The sequence below is a fragment of the Corynebacterium parakroppenstedtii genome (assembly GCF_019754935.1).
In the GTDB taxonomy this organism is placed as follows: domain Bacteria; phylum Actinomycetota; class Actinomycetes; order Mycobacteriales; family Mycobacteriaceae; genus Corynebacterium; species Corynebacterium parakroppenstedtii.
This window is the reverse complement of record NZ_JAGSOA010000003.1, coordinates 346321-371570: the sequence shown is the minus strand read 5'-3', so window position 1 is coordinate 371570 and position 25250 is coordinate 346321. Positions and strand designations below refer to the sequence as shown.

General features: G+C 55.8%; 22 protein-coding genes and 3 tRNA genes. 14 read left to right on the top strand and 11 right to left on the bottom strand.

Going from position 1 to position 25250, the window contains the following annotated elements:
• The first annotated feature begins 70 nt into the window (after window positions 1-70).
• Complete coding sequence (locus KCQ76_RS10220; protein WP_221914866.1) at window positions 71-1123, top strand: aspartate-semialdehyde dehydrogenase; 1053 nt, start codon at window positions 71-73, stop codon at window positions 1121-1123.
• A gap of 77 nt (window positions 1124-1200) precedes the next feature.
• On the opposite strand, the gene KCQ76_RS10215 is transcribed toward KCQ76_RS10220, so the two are convergent.
• A complete protein-coding gene (locus KCQ76_RS10215; protein ID WP_046201905.1) occupies window positions 1201-1809 on the bottom strand; it encodes an RNA polymerase sigma factor in 609 nt (202 codons plus the stop codon).
• Window positions 1810-2013: 204 nt separating this feature from the next.
• On the opposite strand from KCQ76_RS10215, the gene KCQ76_RS10210 reads away from it, so the two are divergent.
• A complete protein-coding gene (locus tag KCQ76_RS10210; RefSeq protein ID WP_046201906.1) occupies window positions 2014-3675 on the top strand; it encodes a catalase in 1662 nt (553 codons plus the stop codon).
• A 146-nt stretch (window positions 3676-3821) separates the two neighbouring features.
• The gene (locus tag KCQ76_RS10205; RefSeq protein ID WP_046201907.1) at window positions 3822-4253 is read left to right on the top strand and encodes an organic hydroperoxide resistance protein; all 432 of its coding nucleotides are present in this window, start codon (window positions 3822-3824) and stop codon (window positions 4251-4253) included.
• Between the two features lie 422 nt (window positions 4254-4675).
• On the opposite strand, the gene KCQ76_RS10200 is transcribed toward KCQ76_RS10205, so the two are convergent.
• The 5 genes from KCQ76_RS10200 to hisC form a co-directional block, all read right to left on the bottom strand.
• Window positions 4676-4858, bottom strand: a complete 183-nt coding sequence (locus KCQ76_RS10200; RefSeq protein ID WP_046201908.1) for a hypothetical protein — start codon at window positions 4856-4858, stop codon at window positions 4676-4678.
• A 204-nt stretch (window positions 4859-5062) separates the two neighbouring features.
• Window positions 5063-5659, bottom strand: a complete 597-nt coding sequence (locus tag KCQ76_RS10195) for a hypothetical protein (RefSeq protein ID WP_046201909.1) — start codon at window positions 5657-5659, stop codon at window positions 5063-5065.
• Window positions 5660-5661: 2 nt separating this feature from the next.
• A complete protein-coding gene (locus KCQ76_RS10190; RefSeq protein ID WP_156441646.1) occupies window positions 5662-5808 on the bottom strand; it encodes a hypothetical protein in 147 nt (48 codons plus the stop codon).
• 222 nt (window positions 5809-6030) lie between these two features.
• Window positions 6031-6288 carry a hypothetical protein gene (locus tag KCQ76_RS10185; protein WP_046201910.1) on the bottom strand — a complete coding sequence of 86 codons (258 nt, stop codon included), beginning with the start codon at window positions 6286-6288 and terminating at the stop codon, window positions 6031-6033.
• A gap of 425 nt (window positions 6289-6713) precedes the next feature.
• A complete protein-coding gene (hisC, locus tag KCQ76_RS10180; RefSeq protein ID WP_046201911.1) occupies window positions 6714-7784 on the bottom strand; it encodes a histidinol-phosphate transaminase in 1071 nt (356 codons plus the stop codon).
• A gap of 259 nt (window positions 7785-8043) precedes the next feature.
• Here hisC and KCQ76_RS10175 point away from each other — a divergent pair.
• Both KCQ76_RS10175 and KCQ76_RS10170 read left to right on the top strand, forming a co-directional pair.
• Window positions 8044-8131: transfer RNA gene (locus tag KCQ76_RS10175), tRNA-Ser, on the top strand.
• Between the two features lie 170 nt (window positions 8132-8301).
• A tRNA-Arg gene (locus KCQ76_RS10170) sits at window positions 8302-8374 on the top strand.
• Window positions 8375-8583: 209 nt separating this feature from the next.
• Here the strand turns inward: KCQ76_RS10170 and KCQ76_RS10165 are convergent.
• Both KCQ76_RS10165 and KCQ76_RS10160 read right to left on the bottom strand, forming a co-directional pair.
• Window positions 8584-9102, bottom strand: a complete 519-nt coding sequence (locus KCQ76_RS10165; protein ID WP_204582403.1) for a hypothetical protein — start codon at window positions 9100-9102, stop codon at window positions 8584-8586.
• Between the two features lie 325 nt (window positions 9103-9427).
• Window positions 9428-11503: an OPT family oligopeptide transporter gene (locus tag KCQ76_RS10160; protein ID WP_046202106.1), complete on the bottom strand. Its 2076-nt coding sequence runs from the start codon at window positions 11501-11503 to the stop codon at window positions 9428-9430.
• Window positions 11504-11700: 197 nt separating this feature from the next.
• Between KCQ76_RS10160 and KCQ76_RS10155 the strand changes: the two genes are divergently transcribed.
• On the top strand, window positions 11701-13143 hold the full coding sequence (locus tag KCQ76_RS10155) for a GuaB1 family IMP dehydrogenase-related protein (RefSeq protein WP_046201913.1): 1443 nt from the start codon (window positions 11701-11703) through the stop codon (window positions 13141-13143).
• A gap of 3 nt (window positions 13144-13146) precedes the next feature.
• On the opposite strand, the gene KCQ76_RS10150 is transcribed toward KCQ76_RS10155, so the two are convergent.
• Window positions 13147-14184, bottom strand: a complete 1038-nt coding sequence (locus tag KCQ76_RS10150; RefSeq protein WP_241864885.1) for a prephenate dehydrogenase — start codon at window positions 14182-14184, stop codon at window positions 13147-13149.
• A 38-nt stretch (window positions 14185-14222) separates the two neighbouring features.
• Between KCQ76_RS10150 and KCQ76_RS10145 the strand changes: the two genes are divergently transcribed.
• From KCQ76_RS10145 to KCQ76_RS10115, 7 genes are all read left to right on the top strand, one after another.
• Window positions 14223-14735, top strand: a complete 513-nt coding sequence (locus KCQ76_RS10145) for a tRNA adenosine deaminase-associated protein (protein ID WP_046201914.1) — start codon at window positions 14223-14225, stop codon at window positions 14733-14735.
• Window positions 14736-14744: 9 nt separating this feature from the next.
• Window positions 14745-15236, top strand: coding sequence for a tRNA adenosine(34) deaminase TadA (gene tadA, locus KCQ76_RS10140; RefSeq protein WP_082089987.1), 492 nt, complete (start codon window positions 14745-14747; stop codon window positions 15234-15236).
• A gap of 168 nt (window positions 15237-15404) precedes the next feature.
• Window positions 15405-15566 (top strand): hypothetical protein, encoded by a 162-nt coding sequence (locus KCQ76_RS10135; RefSeq protein WP_180962488.1) that lies wholly within the window; start codon window positions 15405-15407, stop codon window positions 15564-15566.
• Between the two features lie 108 nt (window positions 15567-15674).
• A tRNA-Ser gene (locus KCQ76_RS10130) sits at window positions 15675-15762 on the top strand.
• Between the two features lie 335 nt (window positions 15763-16097).
• Window positions 16098-17219 carry a hypothetical protein gene (locus KCQ76_RS10125; protein WP_146003255.1) on the top strand — a complete coding sequence of 374 codons (1122 nt, stop codon included), beginning with the start codon at window positions 16098-16100 and terminating at the stop codon, window positions 17217-17219.
• 114 nt (window positions 17220-17333) lie between these two features.
• On the top strand, window positions 17334-18866 hold the full coding sequence (locus KCQ76_RS10120) for an MFS transporter (protein WP_046201916.1): 1533 nt from the start codon (window positions 17334-17336) through the stop codon (window positions 18864-18866).
• 99 nt (window positions 18867-18965) lie between these two features.
• Window positions 18966-20441 (top strand): hypothetical protein, encoded by a 1476-nt coding sequence (locus tag KCQ76_RS10115; protein WP_046201917.1) that lies wholly within the window; start codon window positions 18966-18968, stop codon window positions 20439-20441.
• Between the two features lie 24 nt (window positions 20442-20465).
• On the opposite strand, the gene KCQ76_RS10110 is transcribed toward KCQ76_RS10115, so the two are convergent.
• The gene (locus KCQ76_RS10110; RefSeq protein ID WP_046201918.1) at window positions 20466-21863 is read right to left on the bottom strand and encodes a glycosyltransferase; all 1398 of its coding nucleotides are present in this window, start codon (window positions 21861-21863) and stop codon (window positions 20466-20468) included.
• Window positions 21864-21931: 68 nt separating this feature from the next.
• Between KCQ76_RS10110 and KCQ76_RS10105 the strand changes: the two genes are divergently transcribed.
• A complete protein-coding gene (locus tag KCQ76_RS10105) occupies window positions 21932-23374 on the top strand; it encodes a hypothetical protein (protein ID WP_146003256.1) in 1443 nt (480 codons plus the stop codon).
• Between the two features lie 40 nt (window positions 23375-23414).
• On the opposite strand, the gene KCQ76_RS10100 is transcribed toward KCQ76_RS10105, so the two are convergent.
• A complete protein-coding gene (locus KCQ76_RS10100) occupies window positions 23415-24929 on the bottom strand; it encodes a condensation domain-containing protein (RefSeq protein ID WP_046201920.1) in 1515 nt (504 codons plus the stop codon).
• Window positions 24930-25250: the final 321 nt, after the last annotated feature.

Sequence of the window (25250 nt, the reverse complement as noted above, 5' to 3'; positions counted from 1 at the left end):
CACTGCTAGGTTTCACCTGGCCTGGCTTGTTTTGTTTGGCTGGTCCGTACTGTCTGGGAGGAATCACCTGATGACCACCATTGCCGTCGTTGGAGCTACTGGCCAAGTGGGGCGCGTCATGCGCTCCATCCTTGAGGAACGCAATTTCCCCTGCGATAAGGTCCGTTTCTTCGCCTCGTCCAGAAGCGCGGGAACAACATTGCCTTTCCGTGGCGACGACGTCGTGGTCGAGGACGTTGCCGCCACCACCGATGAGGACCTCAAGGGCATCGACATCGCCATTTTCTCCGCTGGCGGTGCGGTGTCGAAGGAGCACGCGCCACGGTTCGCGGCCGCAGGCGCCACCGTCGTCGATAATTCGAGTGCTTGGCGTAAGGACCCCGAGGTCCCGCTGATCGTGTCCGAGGTTAACCCCGGTGACAAAGACAAGGCCGTCAAGGGGATTATCGCTAATCCGAACTGCACCACGATGGCAGCAATGCCTGTTCTCAAGATCCTCCACGACGAAGCAAACCTGAAAGTCCTGCACGTGGCCTCCTACCAGGCGGTGTCGGGTTCCGGTTTGGCCGGCGTGAAGGCCTTGAAAGAACAGACAGATGCCGTGGAAAAGCGTGACGATATCGACCTTGCGCATGATGGCTCCGGCGTTCAGCGTGTCATTGATGACGAGAAGCTTGGCTATGGCCCGTATGTAGCGCCGATCGCGTTCAATGCGTTGCCTTTTGCCGGGAATTACGCTGATGATGGCTCCGATGAGACCGATGAAGAGCAGAAGCTGCGTAATGAGTCTCGGAAGATTCTGAATATCCCCGATTTGAAAGTGGCCGGCACATGCGTGCGTATCCCGGTGTTCACTGGACACACCATGGTGGTGCACGCCGAGTTCGCCCGGTCGATTACGCCGGAGCGGGCTCGCGAACTGTTGGATAAAGCCCCGGGCGTTGAGGTTGTTGATGTGCCGGCGCCTCTGGAATCAGCGGGTATCGACGATTGCCTCGTGGGACGCATCCGTCAAGATCAAACTATCGACGATGACCGCGGCTTGGTTCTTGTTGTGGCGGGCGACAACTTGCGTAAGGGCGCGGCATTGAACACCATTCAGATCGCTGAGTTGTTGGTGTAAAGGAACTCGCCCCACCTGTGTGGGGCGGGTGAGGAGATTTGGGGAGTTCTGCACCAGCTTTTGCGTGCGACTGGGGCTTATCCGTGTGCGCGTTCCTGCACAGCGCTGAGGTGACGGTGCTTTTTCGCTGCGTGGTTTGATGTTGCGTCGATCAGGTCAGCACGTGCCCGAGCTACCCGCGACCTGATTGTTCCCACACGAACACCGACGATCGTCGCTGCTTCGTCGTAGGTGTATCCCAAGACTTGCGTCAGGATGAGCGCTTCTCGACGGTCGGGGTCTAAATTCTCCATGAGGAGCTGCACGTCGACCCAGTCCGACCAGGAACTGCTGGCGGCAGTATTCGTCGCCGTGTGTTGATCAGCCACCGTTTCCCATTCTGTCCCGGTGGAGCGCGGACGAGCCATGTCGTGCCGGACGCTATCCACCCACACCCGACGTGCAACCGAGAGCAGCCACGTGCGGGCGCTCGAGCGGCCCGCAAACGTCGGCAATGCAGAGATGATGCGCAGATAGGTCTCTTGGGTGAGGTCGTCGGCGCGGTCTGTGTCTGCAAGGTGAGCAAGGAGACGCCAGACGTCCCTTTGGGTACGTCGGATGAACTCGGTGAGCGCGGCCCGATCCCCCTGGCCGGCACGGAGAGCTAATGCTGTGACGCGTGCGTCGTCCTTGTCATGTCTTGTCACGGTATTCACCTTACCAATGTGAGTGAGAAAGTCACTTCTACCAGGGGTCTGTAGGAAGGCTATGGATTCACCCCATATTAATCTTAAAAACCTCTAGGCGGAAAGAACTTTAATAGGGTACAGTTAAACATGTAACACACCACTGGTGGGCTCTTCACCCCTGAATGACGACGACATGAGCCCGCCACATGAGAAGGAGGATCCATGTCGAACGATAGTTCGCACGATCAGCGTTTTACCTCGGACGATGTTGCACAACGCGGAGTGTGTCCCGTCACCGGGCATGGCGCCCCGCAAGCCGATGGGCGGAGCATCTCAACCCGGGTTAACGGCGCTCCGAACGCATCTGAGGAACACAGTGTGACGGTAGGGCGTGAAGGTCCCATCGCCTTACACGATGTGTCGCTGGTGGAAAAATTGGCGCACTTCAACCGTGAGCGGATTCCAGAGCGTGTTGTCCACGCGAAGGGGTCCGGCGCATTCGGTGAGCTCACTATCACGGAAGACGTATCGCAGTACACGAAGGCGGATCTGTTCCAGCCGGGGCGTGTCACGCCCATGCTCGCCCGTTTCTCGACCGTCGCCGGAGAGAAAGGTAGCCCGGACGCTTGGCGCGATGTTCGTGGCTTTGCCTTGAAGTTCTACACCAATGAGGGCAATTACGACCTCGTTGGCAATAACACCCCGATTTTCTTCTTCCGGGATGGAATCAAATTCCCGGACTTCATCCGCTCCCAGAAGCGTCTCGCGGGGCGCGGCACGATTGATGCCGACATGCGCTGGGACTTCTGGACGCGCACCCCAGAGAGCGCACACCAGGTGACCTACTTGATGGGCGACCGGGGAATCCCGAAGACCTTCCGCAATATGGACGGCTTCGGCTCCCACACCTACCAGTGGATCAACGCTAAAGGGGAGCGGTTCTGGATCAAGTACCACTTCAAGACCCGCCAGGGATGGGACTTCCTTACCGACGAGGAAGCCGCGAAACTGGTCGGCGAAGATGCTGACAGCCACCGCGAGGATCTGTACGCGGCAATCGAGCGCGGTGACTACCCGACGTGGGACGTCAAGGTGCAGATCATGCCCCTGGAGGAAGCTGCTGGCTACAAGGTCAACCCGTTCGATTTGACGAAGACGTGGAGCCAAAAAGACTATCCGCTGATTCCAGTTGGGCACTTCACGCTGAACCGGAACCCGGAGAACTTCTTTGCGCAGATTGAATCCGCGGCATTTGAGCCGTCGAATCTGGTCCCTGGGATCGGACTGTCGCCGGATAAGATGCTGCTCTCCCGGGCCTTCGCTTACGCCGATGCGAAGCGTTACCGCCTCGGTGTGAATGCTGACCAAATTCCGGTTAATAAGCCAGTGTGCCCGGTGAATAGCTACGCCAAAGATGGCGCCGCTGTGTACGACTTCCCGCCGGCTTCTGAGCCGACGTATTCGCCGAACCGCTTTGAACGTGGCGGTGGGTACATGGACGTCGACGGTACCGACGCAGAGGGCACCGGTACGGTGCAGAGCGACATTGCTCCCGGTGAGTCGAAGTACGGTTTTGGGCGCGGTCAGGAGTCTGGCTTAGGCGCAGCTGAAGAACTCGGACTCTGGGACGACAACTATGGCGGCGATTTAACTCGCGGTGCTTATGTCCGTCACCCGGAGGACGATGATTTCTCCCAGGCTGGGGCCCTCGTTCGCGACGTCATGGATGATGCCGCCCGTGATCGTCTGGCGAACAACATTGTTGGGGCGATGGCTGGCGTGTCCGACCAGGTCGCTAAGCAGGCTTTTAATTATTGGACTCACGTTGATGAATGGTTGGGTGCAGAAGTCGAAAAGCGTTTTACTGCCTCTCAGCAGGCATAATCCGCATAATTCGGACCTCCAGTTTTACTGTGTAGCGTGATCAATTGTAGCGAAAAACCCCGATCTTGCTTTCACGTGGGTGAAGAGATCGGGGTTTCCGCGTACCGTTGGTGGTGTTTCATACTGACGACGATGTTAGGAGTTGTATGTCTGACGCTTTATATACCGCACGCGTAACTTCAACTGGTGGTGGCCGGGATGGCCACGTAGCTAGCGATGACGGCCATATTGATTTGGACGTTCGCCCTCCGAAGGAGATGGGAGGGTCTGGTGACGGGACTAACCCTGAACAGCTGGTCGCAGCGGGGTGGGCCGCCTGTTTCAACAGTGCACTCCAGATGATCACGAAACAGAGTGGTGTCGATGTGAGCAAGGCTCCAGAAGTCGCCGTTGAGTGCTCGTTGGTAAAGGATGACAAAGACGGCGGTTTCAAGATTAGCGCCACGCTAGATGTGACTCTTTTCGGTGTTTCTGATGATCAAGCACGTGAGCTTGCAGAGAAAGCCGATGCTATGTGCCCATACTCCAAAGCGTTCCGTGGGGATAGCGAAACGGTTGTAAGAGCTCACGTGGGATAGCGATGAGTTAGCGATGAGTGTGGCCACTGCCGAGAAGCAGGGCAGCGAGCGCACATAATGCAAAAGCGCCTCAGTGGAGAGATCGATTGCGTATCTGCCACTGAGGCGCTTAATTATGCAACTGAGGCGCTTAATTAAGTATAAGGAAGTGCTTATAGACACAAATCCCTCCCGGCGGCGACGTCATTCTCTGGTAGAGAACGCCATTGTTTCCGTCACCGGAGGGAGGGGCGCATGGTGAGCGCTGGAAAGGATAAAAGCAGCACTCACGCTAGTCTTGCACCGTAGTCCGAGTACGTTAAGGCGAAAGCCCGAGTAACACAGTCGATCAACCCTGGTACCCGCAGGAATGTGCGTTTACCAGTGTTGAACGCTGTCCCACTGCCTGAGCGATTGGCGTGGGTGGCTACGGCGCGACGATGTTACTTGATAAGGGCTCCCACGAGCTTGACAATGTTGGATGCTAGCCCTGAGATGTCTCCGAACCAGCCAGCGATGGTGTTAGCATCAATCTGTCCACCGAGATCTGAGGCTTTGGAGCCAGAGTTAACAGTGTCATCCATTGCGGACGCTGCGTCTGTCGCCTTGGAGTAGTCGAAATTCATATAGTCCCCTTTCACTCGGGTTAGCTGGAATGTGGGTTGTTTTTAAACAAACTTACCGATGGTATCCAGGATGAATTCGACGATATTGACAGCGTAGCGGGCTGCGTCTTCATCAAAGTACCCGGGAAAAGGCTGCTGACCAGTAGGCATGTGTGACCTTTCGTTGTGAAACCCCGCCCTCATGGCCGGGGTTTAGAGTGAGTGTTACTCGAAGGTAATGGTTGAGTTGGCGTCGTTGAAGTCGCTGTGCGAGGCAAGAGGTGCCACGCGCTCGCACATCAGAGCGCACTTGCTGTCAACCTTTTGAGGACGGCCGTCCTGGCGGACGTCATTGGCGTTGTAGACGTTGACGGTACCGATAAGCTTCTCGCCAGCCTGGGTGCTATTGGGCGACTTGATTCCGAGATCAATGTTGATCTTGCCGTCCTCGGTCGCACGGTATGTCTGCCAGGTGTAGACCACGATGTTACTGGTCTCGGTGGACTTCACGAGCCCTGCGCGGACCGTGTAGTACTGTCCGGCGGTAAACCCGGTGCCATCGGCCTTGACCTGAACGGTAGCACCGCTCTTGGCCTTGACAGCGTGGCTTCCATCGTCCTTGTTGGTGAAGGAGACGTTATTCAGGGCACCTTCGGCGTGGTCAGGGTTGACGGGGGATTCAATGACGTTTGATGGATCCCACCAACGCTGGGGCCAGTCGGCGCTCGATGCCATGGCTGGGGTTGCTGATCCAGCAACGACAGCGGTTGCCGCCAGAGTTCCAGCCGCGATACGGGAAATTTTTGACGTGAAAAGTTTCATTCTTAGAGCCTTCCGAGTGCAAAACCGATCATCGAGTTAGCGGCTTCGATGAGATAGGGTCCGATTTCCGTGACCCAGTGGAATGCCGGGTAGGGATCATTCGGTGGATCAAGTGGTTGGTATGCGTTCGGGTTGGTATCTGCACCCATGCTTTTCCTCCAGATGTGATGAGCTTTGTCGACGAGCGATGGAGCGCCCACAACGTAGGGGAAACTTATCGACGTCGAAGATATGTCCTGCTGTGCTCAGCGGTTGCGACACCTTATTCACGTCGTGTTTGTTCACGTCGTGTTCGCCACCGCAGGCTGTGCGCTTTTGCGTAAAAGCGCACTTGAGACCCCCGTGGGGATCTCAAGTGGGAACTTAGCCTTTTAGCCAGCGAGGCCCTTGACCAGGCCCATGATTGAAGAAGCCAGGGTCGTGGCTGAGCCGATCAAGCTGGTCAGAGTGTTGATATTGAAGCCGTCGAAAAAGCTGCTGGCATGCTCGCTAGCGGACGAAGCGGCGTCAGAAGCAGTTGAAGCATGCTCGCTAGCCGTGGAAGCAGCGGTCGATGCGGAGTCAGACGCAGAGGACGCGGAGTCGGAAGCGGCCTGAGCTGCTTCTGCGGCGTAGGAAAATGCGGACATAACAATCCTTCCAAGTGTGTAGACAAAATGTCGTCGCTAGCTGATAAGGCAGTGAGCACCGATTTTTGCCACAGGCAAGCATCGGTTAGCCTCATCGCGCTTGTCGTTCCATAACTTACGAGGGTGACAAGGTAAAAGAAAGGGCAGGCGGAAGAATTTCATCTCGTGTTTACTTAATCGTGCCGGTTTATGAGAGCAAAGTTAGCAACTGTGCGGCCCGTCCGTGTAGACATTTATGGGTAAAAATCCATGTGAACTGGGGCAAACAGGATTCGATGTTGAGGACACTGTGCGCCGCCTGAATTCTGGGTGCCAATTCTTCCGTAGCGTTACACCTACCCCTATGTTGGGGTAATTGTAGTTAGGTTTGCGGAGTGTTTGGGTGATGTCAGCATAAAGGGTGCTGGGTGTACTGAGTGGTGACCTTATGCGATAGATCGAAGGGCAGTAATAAGCTGACCGGTCTCCTCAGCATTCGTGACGGTTATCCGCACTCCGTTACCACTGAAGCATCGGACAAGAATATGTTCCTCCGCCAAGGCTTCGGTGAATGCATCAGATTGGTCTCCAAGGGCTAACCAGACGAAGTTCGCTTGAGACTCTGGAATGTCGGCTTCGGTCAGATTCCACCGAGAGGAGTGGATGAATTCCTTGATAAGGAAATCGCGCAAACGATTGCGCTGTGGAATGGTGCGAGAGACTCGCTCGGCTTTACTCTGAGGGCTATTAAGGCATGCGATGGCGGCATCGTGGGCGAGTGTGCTCACTGAGAAGGGGACCTGGGTACGGTTAAGTGCGTTAATGATTTCTGGAGCCCCAATCATGTAACCAACACGCGCGCCCGCCAGGCCATAACATTTAGAGAAAGTTCTAGCGAAGCAGACGTTAGGGTGACGCTGCACTAAGCCCAGTGAGTCTGGTTTGAGGTCCTCGTCGGTGTAATCCAAATATGCCTCGTCGATACACACCGTGACGCGATCTGGCACGCGGGTAAGGAAAGCTTCTAGTTCGTCCTCTGTAACAAGCGTCCCCGTCGGGTTATTGGGATTACACAAAATAATGAGTGACGTTTTGTCGGTAATGGCATCGGCCATGGCGTTGAGATCGTGGCGGTGATGGGCATCGAGCGGGACCTGAATAGGAGTTGCTCCACCAATTCTGCTGAGGATGGGGTACGCCTCGAACGACCTCCACGCGAAGAGTGTTTCGTCCCCGTCTTTACATGTGGCCAGAATGAGCTGCTGCAGAAGTGAAGAGGATCCGCATCCAACTGCCACTTCGTTAACGGTGACCCCATGTAGATCAGCGATAGCATGATGTAGAGGAGAGGTCGCCATATGAGGGTAGCGGTTAAGAGTGTGGGCGGCGGATGTAATCGCTTCGATCGCGGCGGGGAGCGGGGGTTCAGAGGTTTCATTGCTGGCTAGGACGAGGGCGTCATCAGCCTTTTTTCCTGGAGTGTATGTGGGAAGTAGGTCTAAGTCGGGGCGAATCATTCTTGTAATGGTAAGCCGGGGAATATGCGGCGCAAAAGTGGAGTAACAGTACGGTAGTGGTCGTGGAAGGAATGTCGGTGGCTGTGCTGGTTCTTGCGCGTGTTGTTCAGGGGTGTCCCGCGTGCCGACGGCCTAGCTAGCGGTGTTTGTCTTCTCTAGTTGGTACCTGTAGTATCGCCTACGGAATTCGCGGCAGTCGTGTTGTTTCCCAATCAGTGGAAAACGATCGAGTTCGACAGTCTGCGCCGCGACTTTCGCTGGAGGTGTGCCAGAGCGGCCGAATGGGGCTCCCTGCTAAGGAGTTGACCCGCAAGGGTCCGAAGGTTCAAATCCTTTCACCTCCGCCATTAATGAGCGCCTACTTCGCTTTTCTCGGAGTAGGCGCTTTTTAATTCCGTAGCGCTGGGGACGAAGCAGCCGGTTAACGTGGGTTTTTTCGGGCCAGTGCGTCCTATTTTTCCTGATAAATGAATGAATTTGGGGGTCTGGCTGGCTCTGTGTAATATATCTCCCTGTTGCGCCCGTAGCTCAACGGATAGAGCATCTGACTACGGATCAGAAGGTTGGGGGTTCGAATCCCTTCGGGCGCACAGCAAGCCCCTCATCGCAGCTGTACGGTGAGGGGCTTTAAATATTCGCACGGCTTCAGTAAGAGCGGAAATTATCCCCGCGCAAAACGTGAGGTTGAGAAAGTGAGCCGGGGCTATCCCTACACCTTAGTAGACATAGCCCCGGCTGAACTCACTTTCCGACGGCGAGACCGGTTATTCGCGGCTCGACCGTGGTCAGAATAATTCCATTAGTTGGATTCGCCAGCGTCTCCGCCAATATTCGGAGCGATGTTGCCACTCAGGGGCAGGTTGTTATCGCCCGTATCTCCGGACAGTGGCAAGTTGTTGTTGGACAGTGGCATGTCACCAGAGAGATCGCCAGACAATGGCATCTTGCCTGACAAGTCGCCGGAGAGTGGCATATTCAGGTCATCTCCGGATAGCGGAGTATTGATGTCACCGACGTTTCCGGATAGTGGCATGTTGATGTCACCGGTATCCCCGGAGAGCGGCATGTTGATGTCACCCGTTGTTACTTGGAGGTGGGGAGCAAAGTCGCCGACCTGCTCGGGGAAGTTGACATTAAATGTGGGTGGTTCCGGGGCGGGAGCAGGTGCAGGTGCGGGCGCGGGTAGTCCTACATTGTTGAGCTCCACGAGGAGATCCTTGATTGGCCCTTGTGTGATCTCATTGATTTGGAGAAGGAAGTCCATCGTGTGTCCTTTCGGGAGAGCTTCAGGTACAAGCCCAGAGTGGAGGTTTTTCATCGGTCCGGAGCGCCTTTTCACCTCAAGTTTTTAATCTTGCGTGAGGTGGGTGGTGCCCCGTTCTGTGAACTACCTCTGTGGTTCAGGGGATGATTCGGAGGTTAAGTCATCCCTGCATGTGCTGCAACTGGATTTGAAAACATAAGCAGGTGGTGAATCGATCATATTTACGGCGTTGCGGATTGATTTTTTGAAAAAATTAGTAACGCGCCTTCGGAAGGTGCGATAAGCTGTGCTTTTCTACCTTCTCTACCGTAGGTTACGGCTGCTTTATCCTCGTCGTACCGTTTATTAGCTTTACCCCTGTATGGAGGGTGATTCCGCCTTATGATTCTCGGGTGGACGATGCCCGCGCCAGAATCCGGGAATAGCGGTAGGCGCAACCGATGCACACGATAAAGAGAACAACGCCACAGACAGCTGCTCCTGGTTCCCACTCCTTGGGAGCAATCGCTAAAACATCACTATCTCCGGCCGCAGCAATGATCCCGGCATTGAGCACACCGAAAAGGGACTCACCAACAATCAATCCTGTAGCCAGCAGCACTCCGAGCCGACGAGCAAGCTCCGGGTTACGTTGTTTTTTCGCCCAACGGTTGTAGAAGTAACCAATCAGCGCTCCGATCGGAATGATGACCGTTAAAGCGCTGGGCAGATACATTCCCATTCCCACAGCTAAGCCAGGCAGCGAGTATTTGCCGTGCGACGTTGCGCTCAGAATCTCATTAATAATGACGACGACGACACCGATAACCGCTCCCAGACCGATCAATGACCAGTCCAACGAGTTGCCGAAAATACCCTGCGCCACCGACGACAGTAGTGCAGCTTGAGGTGCTGCCAGTGCGTCATCTCCCGCGCCGGGCGCACCGGCAAACCCGAACCCGGACATCATCAGTTGAAGCACAGGGGGGATAATCGCTGATCCGAAAAGGACACCGACGACGAGCGCCACCTGCTGTTTCCACGGCGTGGCCCCAACTAATTGCCCTGTTTTCAGATCCTGAAGGTTGTCATTGGAGATCGTCGCCACGCCGAAAACGACGGCTGAGGTAAAGAGTGTATAGGCAATCAATACGTCGGAATGAGAATGTGATTCCGCGCCCATCGCCACTTTAATCAGAAGAGCCGCGGAAATAACGACAATTATTCCGACGCCCGAAATCGGTGAATTCGACGCACCAATTAACCCGGCCATATAACCGCAAATACTTGCCACGACGAGACCAACAAGCAGGGTGTAGATGATACTGATAGCGATCAGCCCACCGGTGTGGTGCGCGATGGACGTGTCTTTAACGAATAGCCACAGCAGTAGGCCGATGGGGATCATGGAGAAAAGCGTTACACCCGCAACGACGGGGAACGGAATGTCTTGCTCAGTAATATCGACCGTTTTCCCCGAATGACGAGCCCTCGACGACACTAAGGAATCTTTAATTCCTTTGGTGATGGGGCCAGTGATTTTAATGAGCGTCCACACAGCAGCGACGGCCATGGTGCCAGCGCCGATGAACCGGACGTCGCTAGAAAACGTGTCGGACACGATGCTTTCGAGCCCCGACGCGCCAGTTCCTGGAGGAATATGACCAGCTGTGCGCAGCGGAAGCAGAACTCCGTAAGAAATAAGGAGTCCGACGACCATGGCGAATCCGACGGAAAGCCCGACTAAATGGCCCACGCCGATGAGCGCGAGTGACAACGATCCACCGATCATCGTTCCGCCCGAGCCAATACGGAACGCTGCTGAAATCTCTGACGCCACCGTCTTCAGCGCAGCGAGCAACGCATAGCCGCCCGACGCTAAACCTCCGAGGATGATCATTCGTAGACCCATGCGGTTTTCGTCCACCGCGGATGACGTCGTCGGCTCTGTGACCTCGGTAGATGAGACCAACGACGATTGGTCACCGTCGTTAATTGAACTTAGGTCGTTAACAGAATCTTGGGCATGGGTATCGCCCACCTTCAACACTTCCGCTGCCGCAACGCCTTCGGGGTAGGGGAGGTCAGAGTGAGTGACGAGGGCTCGTCGTAGCGGGATGGAGTACATGACGCCCAAAATGCCGCCGATTGCACACAACGCGGCCGTCTCCCAATACGGAAAACCTGACCACCAACCGATCATGACCAAGCCGGGGAGGACGAAAATAATGGCAGATAATGTCCCCGCCGCAGAAGCAATAGTTTGAACAATATTGTTTTCTGCAATGGTGTGGTCTTTAAAATTCCTCAGAATCGCCATTGAAATAACGGCGGCGGGAATTGATGTGGCAAAAGTTAGCCCAACTTTGAGTCCGAGGTACACATTTGCCGCGGTAAAAACCAGCGTAATTAAGCCACCGAGAATGACAGTCCGAAGAGTGAATTCTCGAGTTGATGCTGCTCGCTGCACTGCCACGTTGCTCGAACCACCGTGCGAGCCATCGGCCGAACTACCGCGCGAACCATTCTGGTGGTCGCCGCGTAGTTCCGGGGTCACATAGGCGGAGGAATCATTCTGTTCCACGATGACGTTCTTTCTTCCAAGGTCTTCCTGGGGAAGCGTACCCGCGGTATTTTACTGACACGTCGGGTGCGCCCCGTACGATAGGCTCCATGCGTTTCTTAAACGGTATGGTCCCGCAGTACGACCTCACCTATGACGACGTCTTCATGGTTCCGTCACGGTCCTCCGTGGGATCCCGTCAAAAAGTGGATCTACACACCAACGACGGGACGGGAACGACGATCCCTCTCGTCGTCGCGAACATGACCGCGGTGGCCGGGAGGCGTATGGCGGAGACAATCGCCCGGCGCGGCGGATTGGCCATCATTCCCCAGGATGTGCCGGCCGATATCGTCGCCCACACCATCGCCAGTGTGAAGTCCTCCGACCTCTTCTTTGACACACCGATCACGGTGAAACCGCACCACACCGCGGGTTACACGCGCCACCTTCTGCCCAAACGCGCCCACGGCGCAGCCATCGTCGTCGATAATGGAAAACCCATCGGTCTGGTGACCGAAAAAGACCTGCGTGGCGTCGATAATTTCACCCAAGTTGGCCGCCTCATGAGTACATCATTAGTTACTCTTAGCGACGACACCACCCCGCAGGAGGCCTTCGCGTGCCTGTCCGAGGCTTCGCGAAAACTCGCCCCGGTGGTCAGCGCGGATGGCGAACTGAAGGGGATCATGACGCGCAAGGCAGCATTGCGCGCCACGCTGTACAAACCTGCCGTAGATAACGACAATAAACTTCGCGTAGGTGCAGCAATTGGCATCAATGGAGACGCGACGGGCCGGGCGACCGCACTGGTTGAGGCCGGTGCCGATGTCATCGTTGTTGACACCGCACATGGTCATCAGCAGCACATGATCGACGTTTTACGCAAGGTAAAAGCCCTGGATTTGGGTGTTCCCATTGTCGCCGGAAACATTGTGACCGCAGACGGCGTCGAGGATCTCGCCGCTGCCGGTGCCGACATTATTAAAGTCGGGGTGGGCCCTGGCGCGATGTGTACAACGCGCATGCAGACCGGTGTAGGCCGTCCGCAGTTTTCTGCCGTGAAAGAATGTGCGGATAAAGCCCGTGAGGTCGGTGTTCACGTGTGGGCCGACGGGGGAGTCCGGCACCCGCGCGATGTCGCCCTGGCCCTGGCAGCCGGCGCATCCAACGTCATGATCGGATCATGGTTTGCTGGAACCTTGGAGTCGCCGGGTGACTTGATCAAAGAAAATGATGGCCGTGCGTATAAAGAGTCGTTCGGCATGGCGTCCCACCGGGCGGTGGAGCACCGCAACCTGCATACGGAGGAGTTTGAGCGCGCGCGCCGGTCAATGTTTGAAGAGGGCATTTCGCAGGCCCGCATGTACATTGACCCGGAGCGTCCAGGCGTAGAAGACCAGGTTGACCACATTGTTTCCGGTGTGCGCTCAGCGTTTACGTACGCGGGGGCGGATACGATCGAGACCTTCCGTGAGCAGGCGATCGTCGGGATTCAATCGGCAGCTGGGTACGCGGAAGGGCGGCCTTTGTCCTCGTCGTGGAAGGCGTAGCGCCTAGAACACTTCGATCCGCGCGCCGAGGTTCTCAGCCTGTTTAAGCTGGTCCACCCAACCAGCATCACCGGGGTGCAGCCGCAAAACCGGACGCTTCCCGGTGCGCGCTTCGTACCGAATGCGTGACCGGTGCCCAGCGTCGGCAAGTTCCGCGACGGTGGGTGGCGTCGCCCTCAAACTCTCGCGGGCTTCGTCCAGCATGGTTTGGACTTCCTCAATGGCGCGGAGAACTTCCTCTACATTGTTCTCGCACATGGCTTCGGTCAGTCCGGGATCAGAACCGGCCACGCGAGTTCCATCGCGGAAAGAGCCTGCAGCTAGAGACAATGCCAGTGCGCCCCCATTGTCGCCAGCCACTGCTAGAGCGTCAGCCAACACGTGCGGCACATGAGAAATCCGAGCAACGGCCGCGTCGTGAGATTGTGCACGCGCCGGGATAACGTCGGCACCGACGTCGTAAGCGAGGTTCACCACGCTCATCCATTCGCGCAACCACCGGCCACCGTCGCTGTCATCCGCGGGGGCATTGTCGAAAGTGACAACCCACGGCGCGCCCGTAAATAGCCCGGTCTGAGACGCATCCCACCCGTTGTGGCTTGTGCCGGACATAGGGTGCCCGCCCACGAAGCGATCATGCATTCCGCGCGCGCGAACCTCCCGTATGACAGCCTGTTTCACACTTACAACGTCGGTAATTCCGCAGGCCGGCGCGTGTTCCGCGATACGGTCGAGCATGGTCCCCACAGCGCTCATTGGCGTGGCAATCACCACAAGAGCGCCCTCATTCTCGGCTCGTTCGAGGACAGCAGCGTAATCATTCGACGCGTCGAAACCGTCGTCGATAATTTTTGTCACTGTGGACTGTGTGCGATCCCACCCGAACACTCGCCGCCCCCGGGCCTGTAGGTCGCGCATGATTGAGCCGCCAATGAGCCCCAGGCCGAGGATGCACACGGGGCGGTCCTCGTGAAGAATGTGGTGCTTGCCGGGGGTTGTGGCTGGGTCGGGATAGAAGCCGGAGGGTGTGGAGGTGCTCATTCTGACAAGTGTGGCACAGTCCGACTACGGTTATCTATATGAATGCGGGTGTGAACGACGACGGCCAGACTCCAACTTTTGCCGTTGCACTGACAAGTCAAGATGGGCAGTGGATGGGCCGGATCCTCCCTGAACGCGCCACGTGGGACCTTGATGTGGCCACGCGGGCTGTGCGCGATTTGCGCTCCGAAGGGCCTAGTTTTGGCATGGTGTGCGTGGATGATGACTGGTTTGTCCTCATCCGTCCTACGCCTCGGGGGACACAGCTTTTACTTTCCGACGCCACCGCTGCGGTTGTGGACGATTACGCCGCGGAAGTATTGGATGAGCTGGACGTTGACGTCCCCGATATGGATCCTGATGAGCGGGCCGATGCGGAACCGTGGCCGGAAGGGGATTTGGAGATTCTCGAGGACCTCGGCGTTCCCAGTGACGTGTTGGCTGTGATTTGCGACGACGATGAGTTGTGGGCATCGGAGCAGCTTCTCCGGATTGCGGAGGAAATCAATGCGGATGAGGAGCTTGCCGACGTAGCGCAGCTCGATTATTAGGGTGCCGACGTGATTGGTGTTGGGCTGCCGCGGCCTGTTCCCGAGCAGCAGGCGGAACGCTGGATGCGAATGGCATTGGACGTGGCGAAACGCACGCCGGTGGGTGATGTGCCGGTGGGTGCTGTGGTGGTTGACGCGTCGGGCCGTGTTGTTGGGGAGGGATGTAATGAGCGTGAATCCACGGGGGATCCGACGGCCCACGCGGAGGTTACTGCCCTGCGAAGGGCTGCTCGCAAGGTTGGCGACGGTTGGCGCCTGGAAAACCACACTCTCGTGGTGACTTTAGAGCCGTGCGTGATGTGTGCGGGTGCTGCGGTGACCTCCCGCATCGGGGGCATTATTTTCGGTGCGTATGAGCCGAAAACGGGGGCGTGCGGTTCAGTGATTGACGTTGTGCGTGATCCGGCGTGGCCCTTTCCGCCTGTCGACGTCAGGGGCGGTGTGCTGGATCGAGAATGTCAGGGGCTTGTGGAGGAGTTTTTTGCCCGGCGTCGGAAGTGAGTGGTGTCGGAGTGAGTGGCTGGATGGTGGTGCAGCCGTGGTGTGGACCGCCTTATTAGGGAACGTTCCAAAAAATTTGCCTAAAACGCATGAAAAGGATGCATTGAAACGCGAATATCGCTACGGTCGGTATCACAGGTTTTATCTACTACGAAATGAGGTTTAACGATGGATCTTGACAACCTGAAGGACAAGGCCAAGGACGCTATTTCCGACAACCGCGACAAGGTTGAGGACAAGGCTAACGACGTTGCCGACAGCAAGTTGGGCGACAAGGCTGACAAGGCGAAAGAAGGGGTCAAGAAGGGCCTCGATTCTCTCGACAAGTAATTATTAGTGCAGGATTGCCGTTATTGCGTAACGACGTTGGTTTCCTGTTTGAGCAGGGAAAACGGGCGTGATTTTGGCTGCTTGGAGTCCTAGGCTAACCTAGTTCGCGGTGGCGTGTCCGAGCGGCCGAAGGTGCGGCACTCGAAATGCCGTGTGCGGTAACCCCGTACCGAGGGTTCAAATCCCTCCGCCACCGCATTATGTAGCCCCCAACGGTATGTACCGTTGGGGGTTTACGCATATGCGCTTCTCTGCTGTGTGCGCTGTGTTTCTTGAGACCGGGGGCGTCGCAACACGTATCTGCAGGGGAGGGTAATGGCTGCATGGCGCTTCGTTTTGCCGAACTTTTCCGAAAGCTCGTTGGACCGTCGTCGGCAATGTGGATTATCTGCGAAGAAAACAAGCCGAAGAGACAAACCGTCTTGCGATGGCTTAACATGTGTAAACCGCGGGCCTCTGAAGTATTTAGAAGATTAAGGATCCAAGCTAAACTTGCATCCACTAAGTTGTGAATCAGCTTGAGAGGACATCATGCCATACGGAGATGGAACCCGGACGATCTCGGCAAATGTTGACAGCATTGCTTCTTCAACGAGGAGTACGGCGCGGGCAGCATGGGCTGGCGTGATGCTCCTGGGAGCGAGGCTCGCACAAGCCCAGAGGCACCATAATGAGTCGATAGAAGAGCTACACCATATTCAGGATCAAATCGACCGTGGGCAGAGGCTTGCCGATCAGCGAAGTGCACAGCTCATAGCGACAATAGAAAAGGGCGGGGATAACCAAGGGCACAGAGATTATTCGATCTGGGTGGGGAGTACACCAGAGGGAAACCTTTACGAATATACATATCGGCCCGAAGCTGAGAAGCGTATTCGCTTTATAGCTGCACTCAACGAGTATTGGCAGCGGGAAGTAAGTATTGCTTTCGCCACCGCTGTTAATCGGCTCACTCAAGCGGAACAAGATCTCCTGCTTAAGGGTAAACCGATCTATCGCGATAACGAGGAACGTCCTCTCCCGGCGCCTCCTCATCAAGGTGATAAGAGCACTGCAAAAACAGTGCTAACAGCGGTTTTATACTTTACTTTATTTCTCATAAGCTTTTTCATCCTTATTACTGCCGATGTCTTTCTAGTTTCTCTAACTGTTTATGTCGGGGGAGGAGTTTCTTCAGGTGAGGAATCCGGAGTAGAGACAGCGAGTAAAGTTACTGTAATACTCTGTCTAATTCTTGCAGTGGCGGTATGTCTCTTCGTGCATTGGCGTTTAAAAAAGCGGCAAGAGAGAAAATTGCAGGAGTATTACAACCTCCGAGACCAAGAGTTGGCCAGACGTAAGCATATATACGACTTGAACGTGGCGAAGTTGGAGGAATTGATCGATCAAGTGAGTCGCGAACTTGGATTTGATATCTCCGAGATGGACGAGGTCAAGGCAGGCTGGAATTCAAATTCCGCAGTTTCTCGTGCAAATTCAATAGCTGAATTTATGGAGAATGTCCATGTCACCCTCCCTCTGGCTCGTCAATGGCCTCCGCTTCCTGACAAGCCGCTTGTTGCTGATTTTTCACAAACTAAGCTCGCTAGGGCCAACGAAAATATTAAAAGCTCTGTTGATGGATTCGATTGGCGTCCCCTGCAAGATCTTTAGTTACCGCCTAGTCGTCAACCATTCGCGGTCACTCCTGTAACGGCGTGAATCCATTCACGGTTTTTGCGATCTTTCTATCAATGTCGTCGTGTTCATCTCACAATATGAGGTTTTATGGTTCAGCAGAGTCAGCGTTCGAGCAGCGTAGTGCTCATTGTCGTCGGTTTGTCCCTAGCAATGTTTATGTTTTCGGTGAATCAGACGATGTTGAGTGTTGCGCTCCCAACGATCGTTGGAAGTCTGCACGGCGGTGACCATATTCTCTGGATCTCCACCTCATATATGCTGGCATCGACGATTTTTCTCCCCATGTACGGCAAACTGGGTGACCGATATGGACTAAAGAAACTATTTCTTTTTGCACTGATCGTTTTTATCATTTCATGCGTATATGGGACGTTCGTTAACTCGATGCCGGCACTAGTTATCACCCGCTTTATTCAAGGCATGGGTGGCGGGGGCCTCGTTGTTCTCTCCCAAGCTCTCTTAGCCGCCGCCGTTCCTCGCCGAGAGCGCGGGAAATACATGGGTTTCATTGGTAGTGTATTCGTGATTTCTACCGTCGCCGGTCCCGTCTTGGGCGGATTAATCACCGAATATTGGAATTGGCGCTGGACCTTCGGCGTCAACATTCCCTTCGGAATCGTATCCCTCTTATTGTGTCTCAAGTTCTTGCGAGAACCAGAGCCGGAAAAACAGTCATCACGTATTGACGTTGCCGGAATGGTTCTTATTGGTGCCGTGTCTACGTTCCTCGTCCTGTGCACGGCCTGGGCCGGTCATGGTGGCTGGGGGCAACCTAAAGTTCTGCTTTGCATGGTTGGTGTAGCGGTGTGCGTCGTCGCATGTATGTGGGTAGAAAAGCATGCGGGTGATCCTGTCCTTCCCCCGTATATTCTCACCAACCGAAACTTTTTCCTCGCCACACTTATCGGCATGCTGCTCGCTCTGGGAACATTCGGCGTCACAACCTATATGCCGGCTTATATACAGATTGTTGAAGGAATTGACGCTGTTACCGCTGGTTTCGTTCTTCTTCCGATGACGGCGTTGATGTTCGCCTTTTCTCTTATTTCGGGATTTATGGTCAGCAAGACCGAGAAGTATCGGGCTTTATTGGTCACGAGTGGCGCGTTCTGTGTCGCAGGATTTCTCGCGTTAAGTGCGCTTCATACCGGCTCTGGCGTCTATGTCCTCATCGCTGTCTTATGTGTCCTGGGAGTCGGTTTCGGTCTTGGTACCCAACTTTCTGTTTTAGTAGTTCAAAACTCTTTTGCGACGAAAGTGATGGGCACGGCAACAGCGTCGAATAGTTTATTCAGGGATTTAGCGGGCACCTTGGGAATGTCTGTCGTCGGAGCCTTTTTCGCCTCCCGTGCCAGCACACGTTTTGCCGACACCGGCACTGGTGTGTCATTCGCATCGCTGACTCCGGAGTCAATGAAACAGCTGCACGAGCCTGTTCATAGCATCATCGCTCAGGCCTATCACGATGCCTTAATTCCTGTCTTGGGAACGTTTGTTCCCTTAATGATTGCGGTCGTTATTGCTGCAATCTTCGTCCGGGACGACCGTTTGCGGGATACCGGGCACAGTGACCCGAGTGAGATTAACGACCCGAGCGAAATTGTGGATACCGGCCTGTAGCCACCGGCTATGACCGCTTCTATGGCAACCCCGTAGCGCTCGATCGGGAAATATAGAACAATTTGGGTAGACCTAAACCCAAAGGAGAGCTGACAAAGTATGAAAGCAATCGAAAGTAGCGAGTGGGTTATCGACGGTGCGCTGACGGTATGGGAACCGTCCGATCAGATGGCTGAGGCCCCCGCGCACACACCGACGGATCCCACGCCACCATCGTTTTTGCAGAAGGACCACATCCGAGGAGTCCTCACTCAACGACAGGTGGGCAATACCCATCGCGCCTACACCTGTGCAGTGGCCACCCTTCCCGGACCGCTGAACACGGACGCAATGACCGCGGCAGTGAACAACTTTGTGTGCTCGCATGAAGGTTTGCGGAGTACCTTCGTCGTCAATACAGATACCGCAGGCATCCAGGGCGCGAATGGTGATGCCCCGGACGGCGCCGCAGCCAAAGCTAGTGGTGGGCAGCCTGAATTCGGTGGCGCGTCAGTAGAGCGGAAAACGGTCCCCGCATCTGCCATCGATCTTGTCCCCCGCGTCCTTGCAGAGGCACCTGATGGCGCTGACGCAACAACCGCGAACGACATTTTGAATGATTATCTACCAACACACGCGGTATTCGATCACTTTCCCGGTTTCGTTATCGGTGCTGTCGATAAGGGTAAGTACTGTGAGGTTTTTTATGCAGTAGACCATGCTTTCGGTGATGGATTGTCTTTGTGCGTGGGCATTCTTGAATTAATGGCGAGGTACACCGGTACTCCGGCGCCCGGTTTAGTGGAAGATACTCACCCAAGCTTTGTGGAATATACCCGCGAAGAATATCAACGAGCTGCCGCGGTCACCCCTGATTCGCCAGGGGTCAAGCTCATGCAGGAGTTCGTCCAGGCCACGGGCGGTGCCCCACGATTCCCCTTGCCCACCGGAATCGAAAACAATGAGCCCCAGCCTGTTAAAGAAACCCAAGCAGATTTCACCCTTGCCGACGCTAATGACGTGAAAGTTTTACGTTCATTAGCTCACAAAAAGGGAGTTAGCTTTAGTACCGTCGTGTTCGCTTTATTGGCGCTGGCGGAGCATAAGGCAGCGAAAACAAGTCGGTATTCAACCATCGTGGTGAACAGCACGCGAGGAAAGAAATATGCGACCTCCCAGGGCTGGTTCTGCAACTTCAACCCGCTGACATTTGATATCACGGGTGAAACTTTGGACGACATTTTGCCCACCGTCGCCCAGGCGCAGCAGAAAATGCGCGAGGTCCTGTATGAACCTGTCCATGCGTCAATCATGCCGTTGTTAGCTGCTGGGGCAGTGGACGCGAGCATTTTCGATAGTCCGCAATTGGTTACCTACATGGATCTCAGCTGGTTCACGGAGCCACAGGGTTCGAATATTCGCTTGCTCACGGGTACCGGGAAGACGAAGAACGCCAGCTTGTGGGTTTTCCGTAATCCGGATGGATTGCTCGTCGGAAGTCAGGCTCCGGACAATCCCGTTGCTGCTGAGTCATTGCAGACGTTCTTCCACGCCTTCCGCGACGCGGTTCAGAACGCTGTTTCAGACCGACAGTAACGACCTCACGGAAGCTGCTTCGAATTAGTCAGCCTGTTTTTCAATGAGGCGGATCGCCGTCGATAATGCCTGGTCAGGCGATGTCATCTTGGCGGCGAATGCGTGTGCAGTTTCTCGAACCGGCGACGACAGTGCGTGGTCGAGGTCGTCCCCGAAGTGCTCAGCGGTCAAATGTGACAGTGACGACCCGACCCCGACGCCCAGGTTTTCGATGCATGATGCCCAGAAGGGTTGCTCGAAGCCGAAGGCATAAATCATGGTCGGGTTTCCGGACCGCAGACTTGCTGCAGTCGTGCCGGCTCCACCGTGATGAACCGCCGCGCAGCATCGGGGCAGGACAGCAGTCTGATTGACCGCTCCGGTGAAGTACACAACGTTAGTTTCGGCATGATTTTGATTGCCGACGGTAGGTGTTGCTCGTAATTCGTCGTCGGGCACATTCGTGAAACCGTCGAATCCGCTGAAGAGTACGCGGAGGTTTCGGCGTCGCGCAGCGGAGACAATGGTGTCCACAAGGCGGGCGGGATTTGATACCGGCATTGATCCGAAGCTCACGAAAAGTGGGGCGCTACCACTGGAAAGCCAGTGGTCAAGATCGGCGGGGAGGGTATCCGGTTCATTAAGTCGACGCCGCGCCGAGGCCGGAAGATCAAGGTAGCCGACGAAAATTTTGTTGGTGCCATCCCACTCTGCGGCGATGTCCGGGACGACTTTCGGGTCACAAAGCTGCAGTTGAGGCACCGAGTGGTCGCGTAAATAGCGCGTGAATGGGTGGAATCGAGAAGTGAGCCCAAGGCGGCGTCGGAATGCATTCTCCCAATGCCCGTACAAAAGGAAGTCAAACCATTCCTGAATATGCCATGAATTCTTCTTTATCCATTTTGGCGCACGACGGGTTAATTTATGTGGCCAGCCCGAATAGCTGTTATGAGAAATTGGAGCATACCGCAGAACAACGAGGGGAATATTCCATTTCTCAGCCAGCGATGTCCCTTGCCTTTGGCACATTGGGTTCACAATTAACAGGGTTGGTTGTGTGAGCCTGGGATGGTCCATATCCGACGAGCCCTGGGCGTTGTCGTGAGAAAAGTGATAGTTGATGAGATCCTGATGCAGATCATCAACGGAATGCTTAAGAAAGTGTGCAGCTAATCTTGCAATAGCGATGGGGTTTTTACCCGCCAATGTTGATCGTGCACGATCGGTCATCTCGCCGATATTGATCCCCACAGGGAACACTGACTGAATTCCGGCAGTGCGTGCAAAAGTGGTCAGGCTAGGCGTGCACAGGAACGTGACAGTGTGACCACGGTCCTGGAGTTCCAGGCCGAGACTAATGGCGGGTTGGATATCGCCCCGGCTACCAGACAAAACGAACAAAATATTCTGGCGAGTGGATCTCTGACTGGGGTGGGTGGACATTACCTTTCCTTGGGGGCGTCGTGGTGAATGGTGGGGTCCGGTGTTAGTTAGTAATTATCGCGGGGTTTTTGGGGAAACGTCCTGGTACCGTCGGTGACGTGGATGTGTGCTACCTCGATGATATTGCCCTTTCAGGTCCGTGTACTCAGTATATTCTGGACTGGGATGGAATTCCCGGTTCGGAAACCTTTCCACTGACGCTTAACCAACGTAACCATCTGGAGAGCGTGAGGGCGAGTGGCCGTCCATCGTGGGTTGCAGGATCTTTTATCCTCCCCATTAGTGTTCTCGCTGGCATAGAGAAGAACGTAGACACTATTGCGGACGCAATCCGCACGCTTATCGGTGATTATGACGCATTGCGGCTAGTCCCCTCCGATCCGTCGGAAAGCGAAGGTAGTCAGAGAATGTGGTCGAATGATCAGCTATCTATCTCGACCGAAGCATTCCTCACTGATTCTCGTGCAGACTCTTCAATTATTCGTCAAGAGGTAGAGGCGAGGATCGACGCCGCGTGCGTTCCAGGGCACAAACCAGGGCTCTTTTTCGCCCGGTGTGGTCGTCGCCTCGTGGTAGCAACTGACCATTTTCATGCGGATATGGCGAGCATCCACATCATTCTCCGACGATTGGGGGATCTTGTGGCCTCATCGGCAGAGAAGCTTGGAAACGCTAATAACAACCCCGCCGAAGAAGACGCCGGGACCGCTGACGGGAACGAAGAAAACTCCCCAGCTCCTGATCCCGCCGGGGCCCCGTCGTTTATTGATGTGGTGCGAAAAGAAAAGGAAGCGTCCGCCCGCTGGCATGACAGTAGTAACAACGATGAACTGCAGCGTGCGCTCGCGGTATGGAAGCGTTTCTTCGATCACACCGAGGGAATCGTGCCGGCGTTCCCTGCCGAATTAGGAGCGACAGAGTCGGTGACTCCTCATCACCGCACCGAACTTCTTGTACCCGCAGCGGACATGACCGGGCCGATTGCAACGGGGACGTTCGCCGAGGTCATGGCAACTCTTGCCAGCTCCGTGCACACCGTGGTGGGGGCGGAGTCCCTGCCATGCGTGGTCCCGATCCACACACGCGGGCGGTCGTCGAGCCCCTACCACGGGACCGTGGGGTGGATGGTCAGCAACGGGCCGGTCATCGCCGAGCCAGGCAACAGCGACGTTGTTCGCCAATGGCTGCGCGACGGTATCAACGCCGTGACCGTACCACTGGACATCATTATGGAGACATTCCGCCCCGTGATGCCGACCCCGCAGCCGTTCATGGTGTCATACAGCGATTTTCGCACCGGGCCCGGCCGGTCGGCAGCAATCCCCGGAGCTGTGTATTTTTCATCGCTCGCCCCTACAGCAACAGTGCAGCTGTGGTTCACCAGAAATGACAAAGGACTATCACTCCGGGCGAAATATCCCGGAACGCCCCAGGCAGAGGCAATACTCGACGAGTGCGTTGACGATCTCACCCGCCGGTTAACCGGTACCGCTTCAACGCAGGCAGACTAAGCGCGAACCGAGTAAGCGCGACTGCCTGAGCGCCGACAGACTAAGCGCGGACGGGCACAGCAGCCGCGTAATCCCCCGTCGTCACGACGCTATGAATGATGGCGGCGAATCGTGACAGGAACGCAGCGATCGATTCTTCCGCCTGAGCGTTATTGGGGTAGCGCATCGAAACGTTGAGTCCCTCACCAGTGCGGTTGAGCCAAATGTAGACATCGTCGTCGCTCATCACAGAGCTGCGGAGGACGCGATCGTGGTCGCCCCAGGTGTCGGCACCCGGAACAAACCGCGTATCGACGTACGAGATCACGAACCGCGGAGGCTCATTGATGTGCAATGCGTCGCTCACGGCAGCATAGGGGTAGACGGAGAGATCACGGTGCCGCTTCGTCGCCTGAACCGTGTCCAAGAACGCCTCGGTGAAGCTCGATGCCCCGTTGAGCGGATCGTCGACGGGCATGAGCCCAACAAACCACCCGGCAGACAGCATGTACTTAGGTTCGTGGCGAGTGTGCATCGGCATGATATACCGCGCCGACGACACCGGCGAAAGCTCCGTGAGCGCCAACTTCAGGGCAGTCAGAAGCGCCGACTTGGTCGAGCCACCATTGGCTTTGGCCCGCTTACCCAGCTCCGAGATGTCTTTCTCATTGAGCAACCACTGGGAGAGGCTGTGCTGCGCCCGGTGCTGGTCCGCCGGCGTGGCCGACCCCGACTCCGCGCCCGACCGAATAGGCAGCGGGAACACCGGCGGTGCGAGATGCCCATCAGCACCAGTGAGGAACTCCTTCCATTCCTCCACCGCACGCTCACGAGCGGACGCCGATTCCGTGACGGCGCGCTCTCCCGCACAAAAGTCCACATAAGAACCTGCTGGTGGCAGTGCTGGTTCCCGCTTATCGACGGCTGCCGCGTAGAGTTCTCGGAGCTCGGCGATGGCGAACAGCTGCGTGTAGGCGTCCATCACGGCGTGGTCAGCGGCGAAAATGACGGTGAATTCCTGGGGCGTGTGCTCGTGGTCGCCGTCGGCCTGCGCTGCTTCAGATGCCTCGGTTTCAGACGCTTCAGGCTCAATCGTCGCGACGGTGACGTGTGGCCACCCGATCCCATTGACGTTCTGAGCGAAATGCCGGTGAATCTCGTGGCGCAAGAGTTGGTCGTCGTGGTAGACGCCGAAGTCGTTTCGGGACACGTCAACTGCGGAAGAACTCAGCGTGTAGCGCGTAAAGCTCGTGGTCGCTTCGTCGCGGTCATTAGCGACGGCTGTCGTCCGGTATGCCTCATGACGGCTAAACCACGTCGTGAGTGCCTCACGGAAAGCGTCGGTACGTAGTGGCTGGTGGATAACGAATACTCCACCGATCCAGTCCTCCGACACGGAGGGAAGTCCCTGCTCGGCGTTAGTCTTTTCAGCGCGGAGAACTTCACGGAGGTGATCCTCGTGGTTGATGGAAAGGCTGCGTTCGTCCTCGCTCCACTGGTTAGCGTCGTCGGTAAATTGCCAGGTGGATAGCTGTCCGGTGGGGAGGGGATAGTCGGCTAGTTCTGTGTATTCCATCGTGTCGTCCTTCGTTTTGCTTGTTGCCGTGCTTCTGTGCCGGTACGTTGCTGCTATGCCAGTACTTTGATGTGCTTATCCAGCTGAAGTGCTGCCACTACTGTCTTATGAGCAGTCGTGCTACTGCACTGAGTACGCGATTGCACGATGTGGGGGAGCGCACTGCGTAGGTGCGTTCCGGCCTGAGTAAAAATGCTGCTCTTTTGGGTCAATCGAGGACGCGGAAAGCGGAGGCTGCCACGCCACGCTGGTTCGCTATCTCCACGGTGAACAACGAAACACCGTAGATGAGCTAAAGGTTTGTACTCTCAAGTTTCGGTA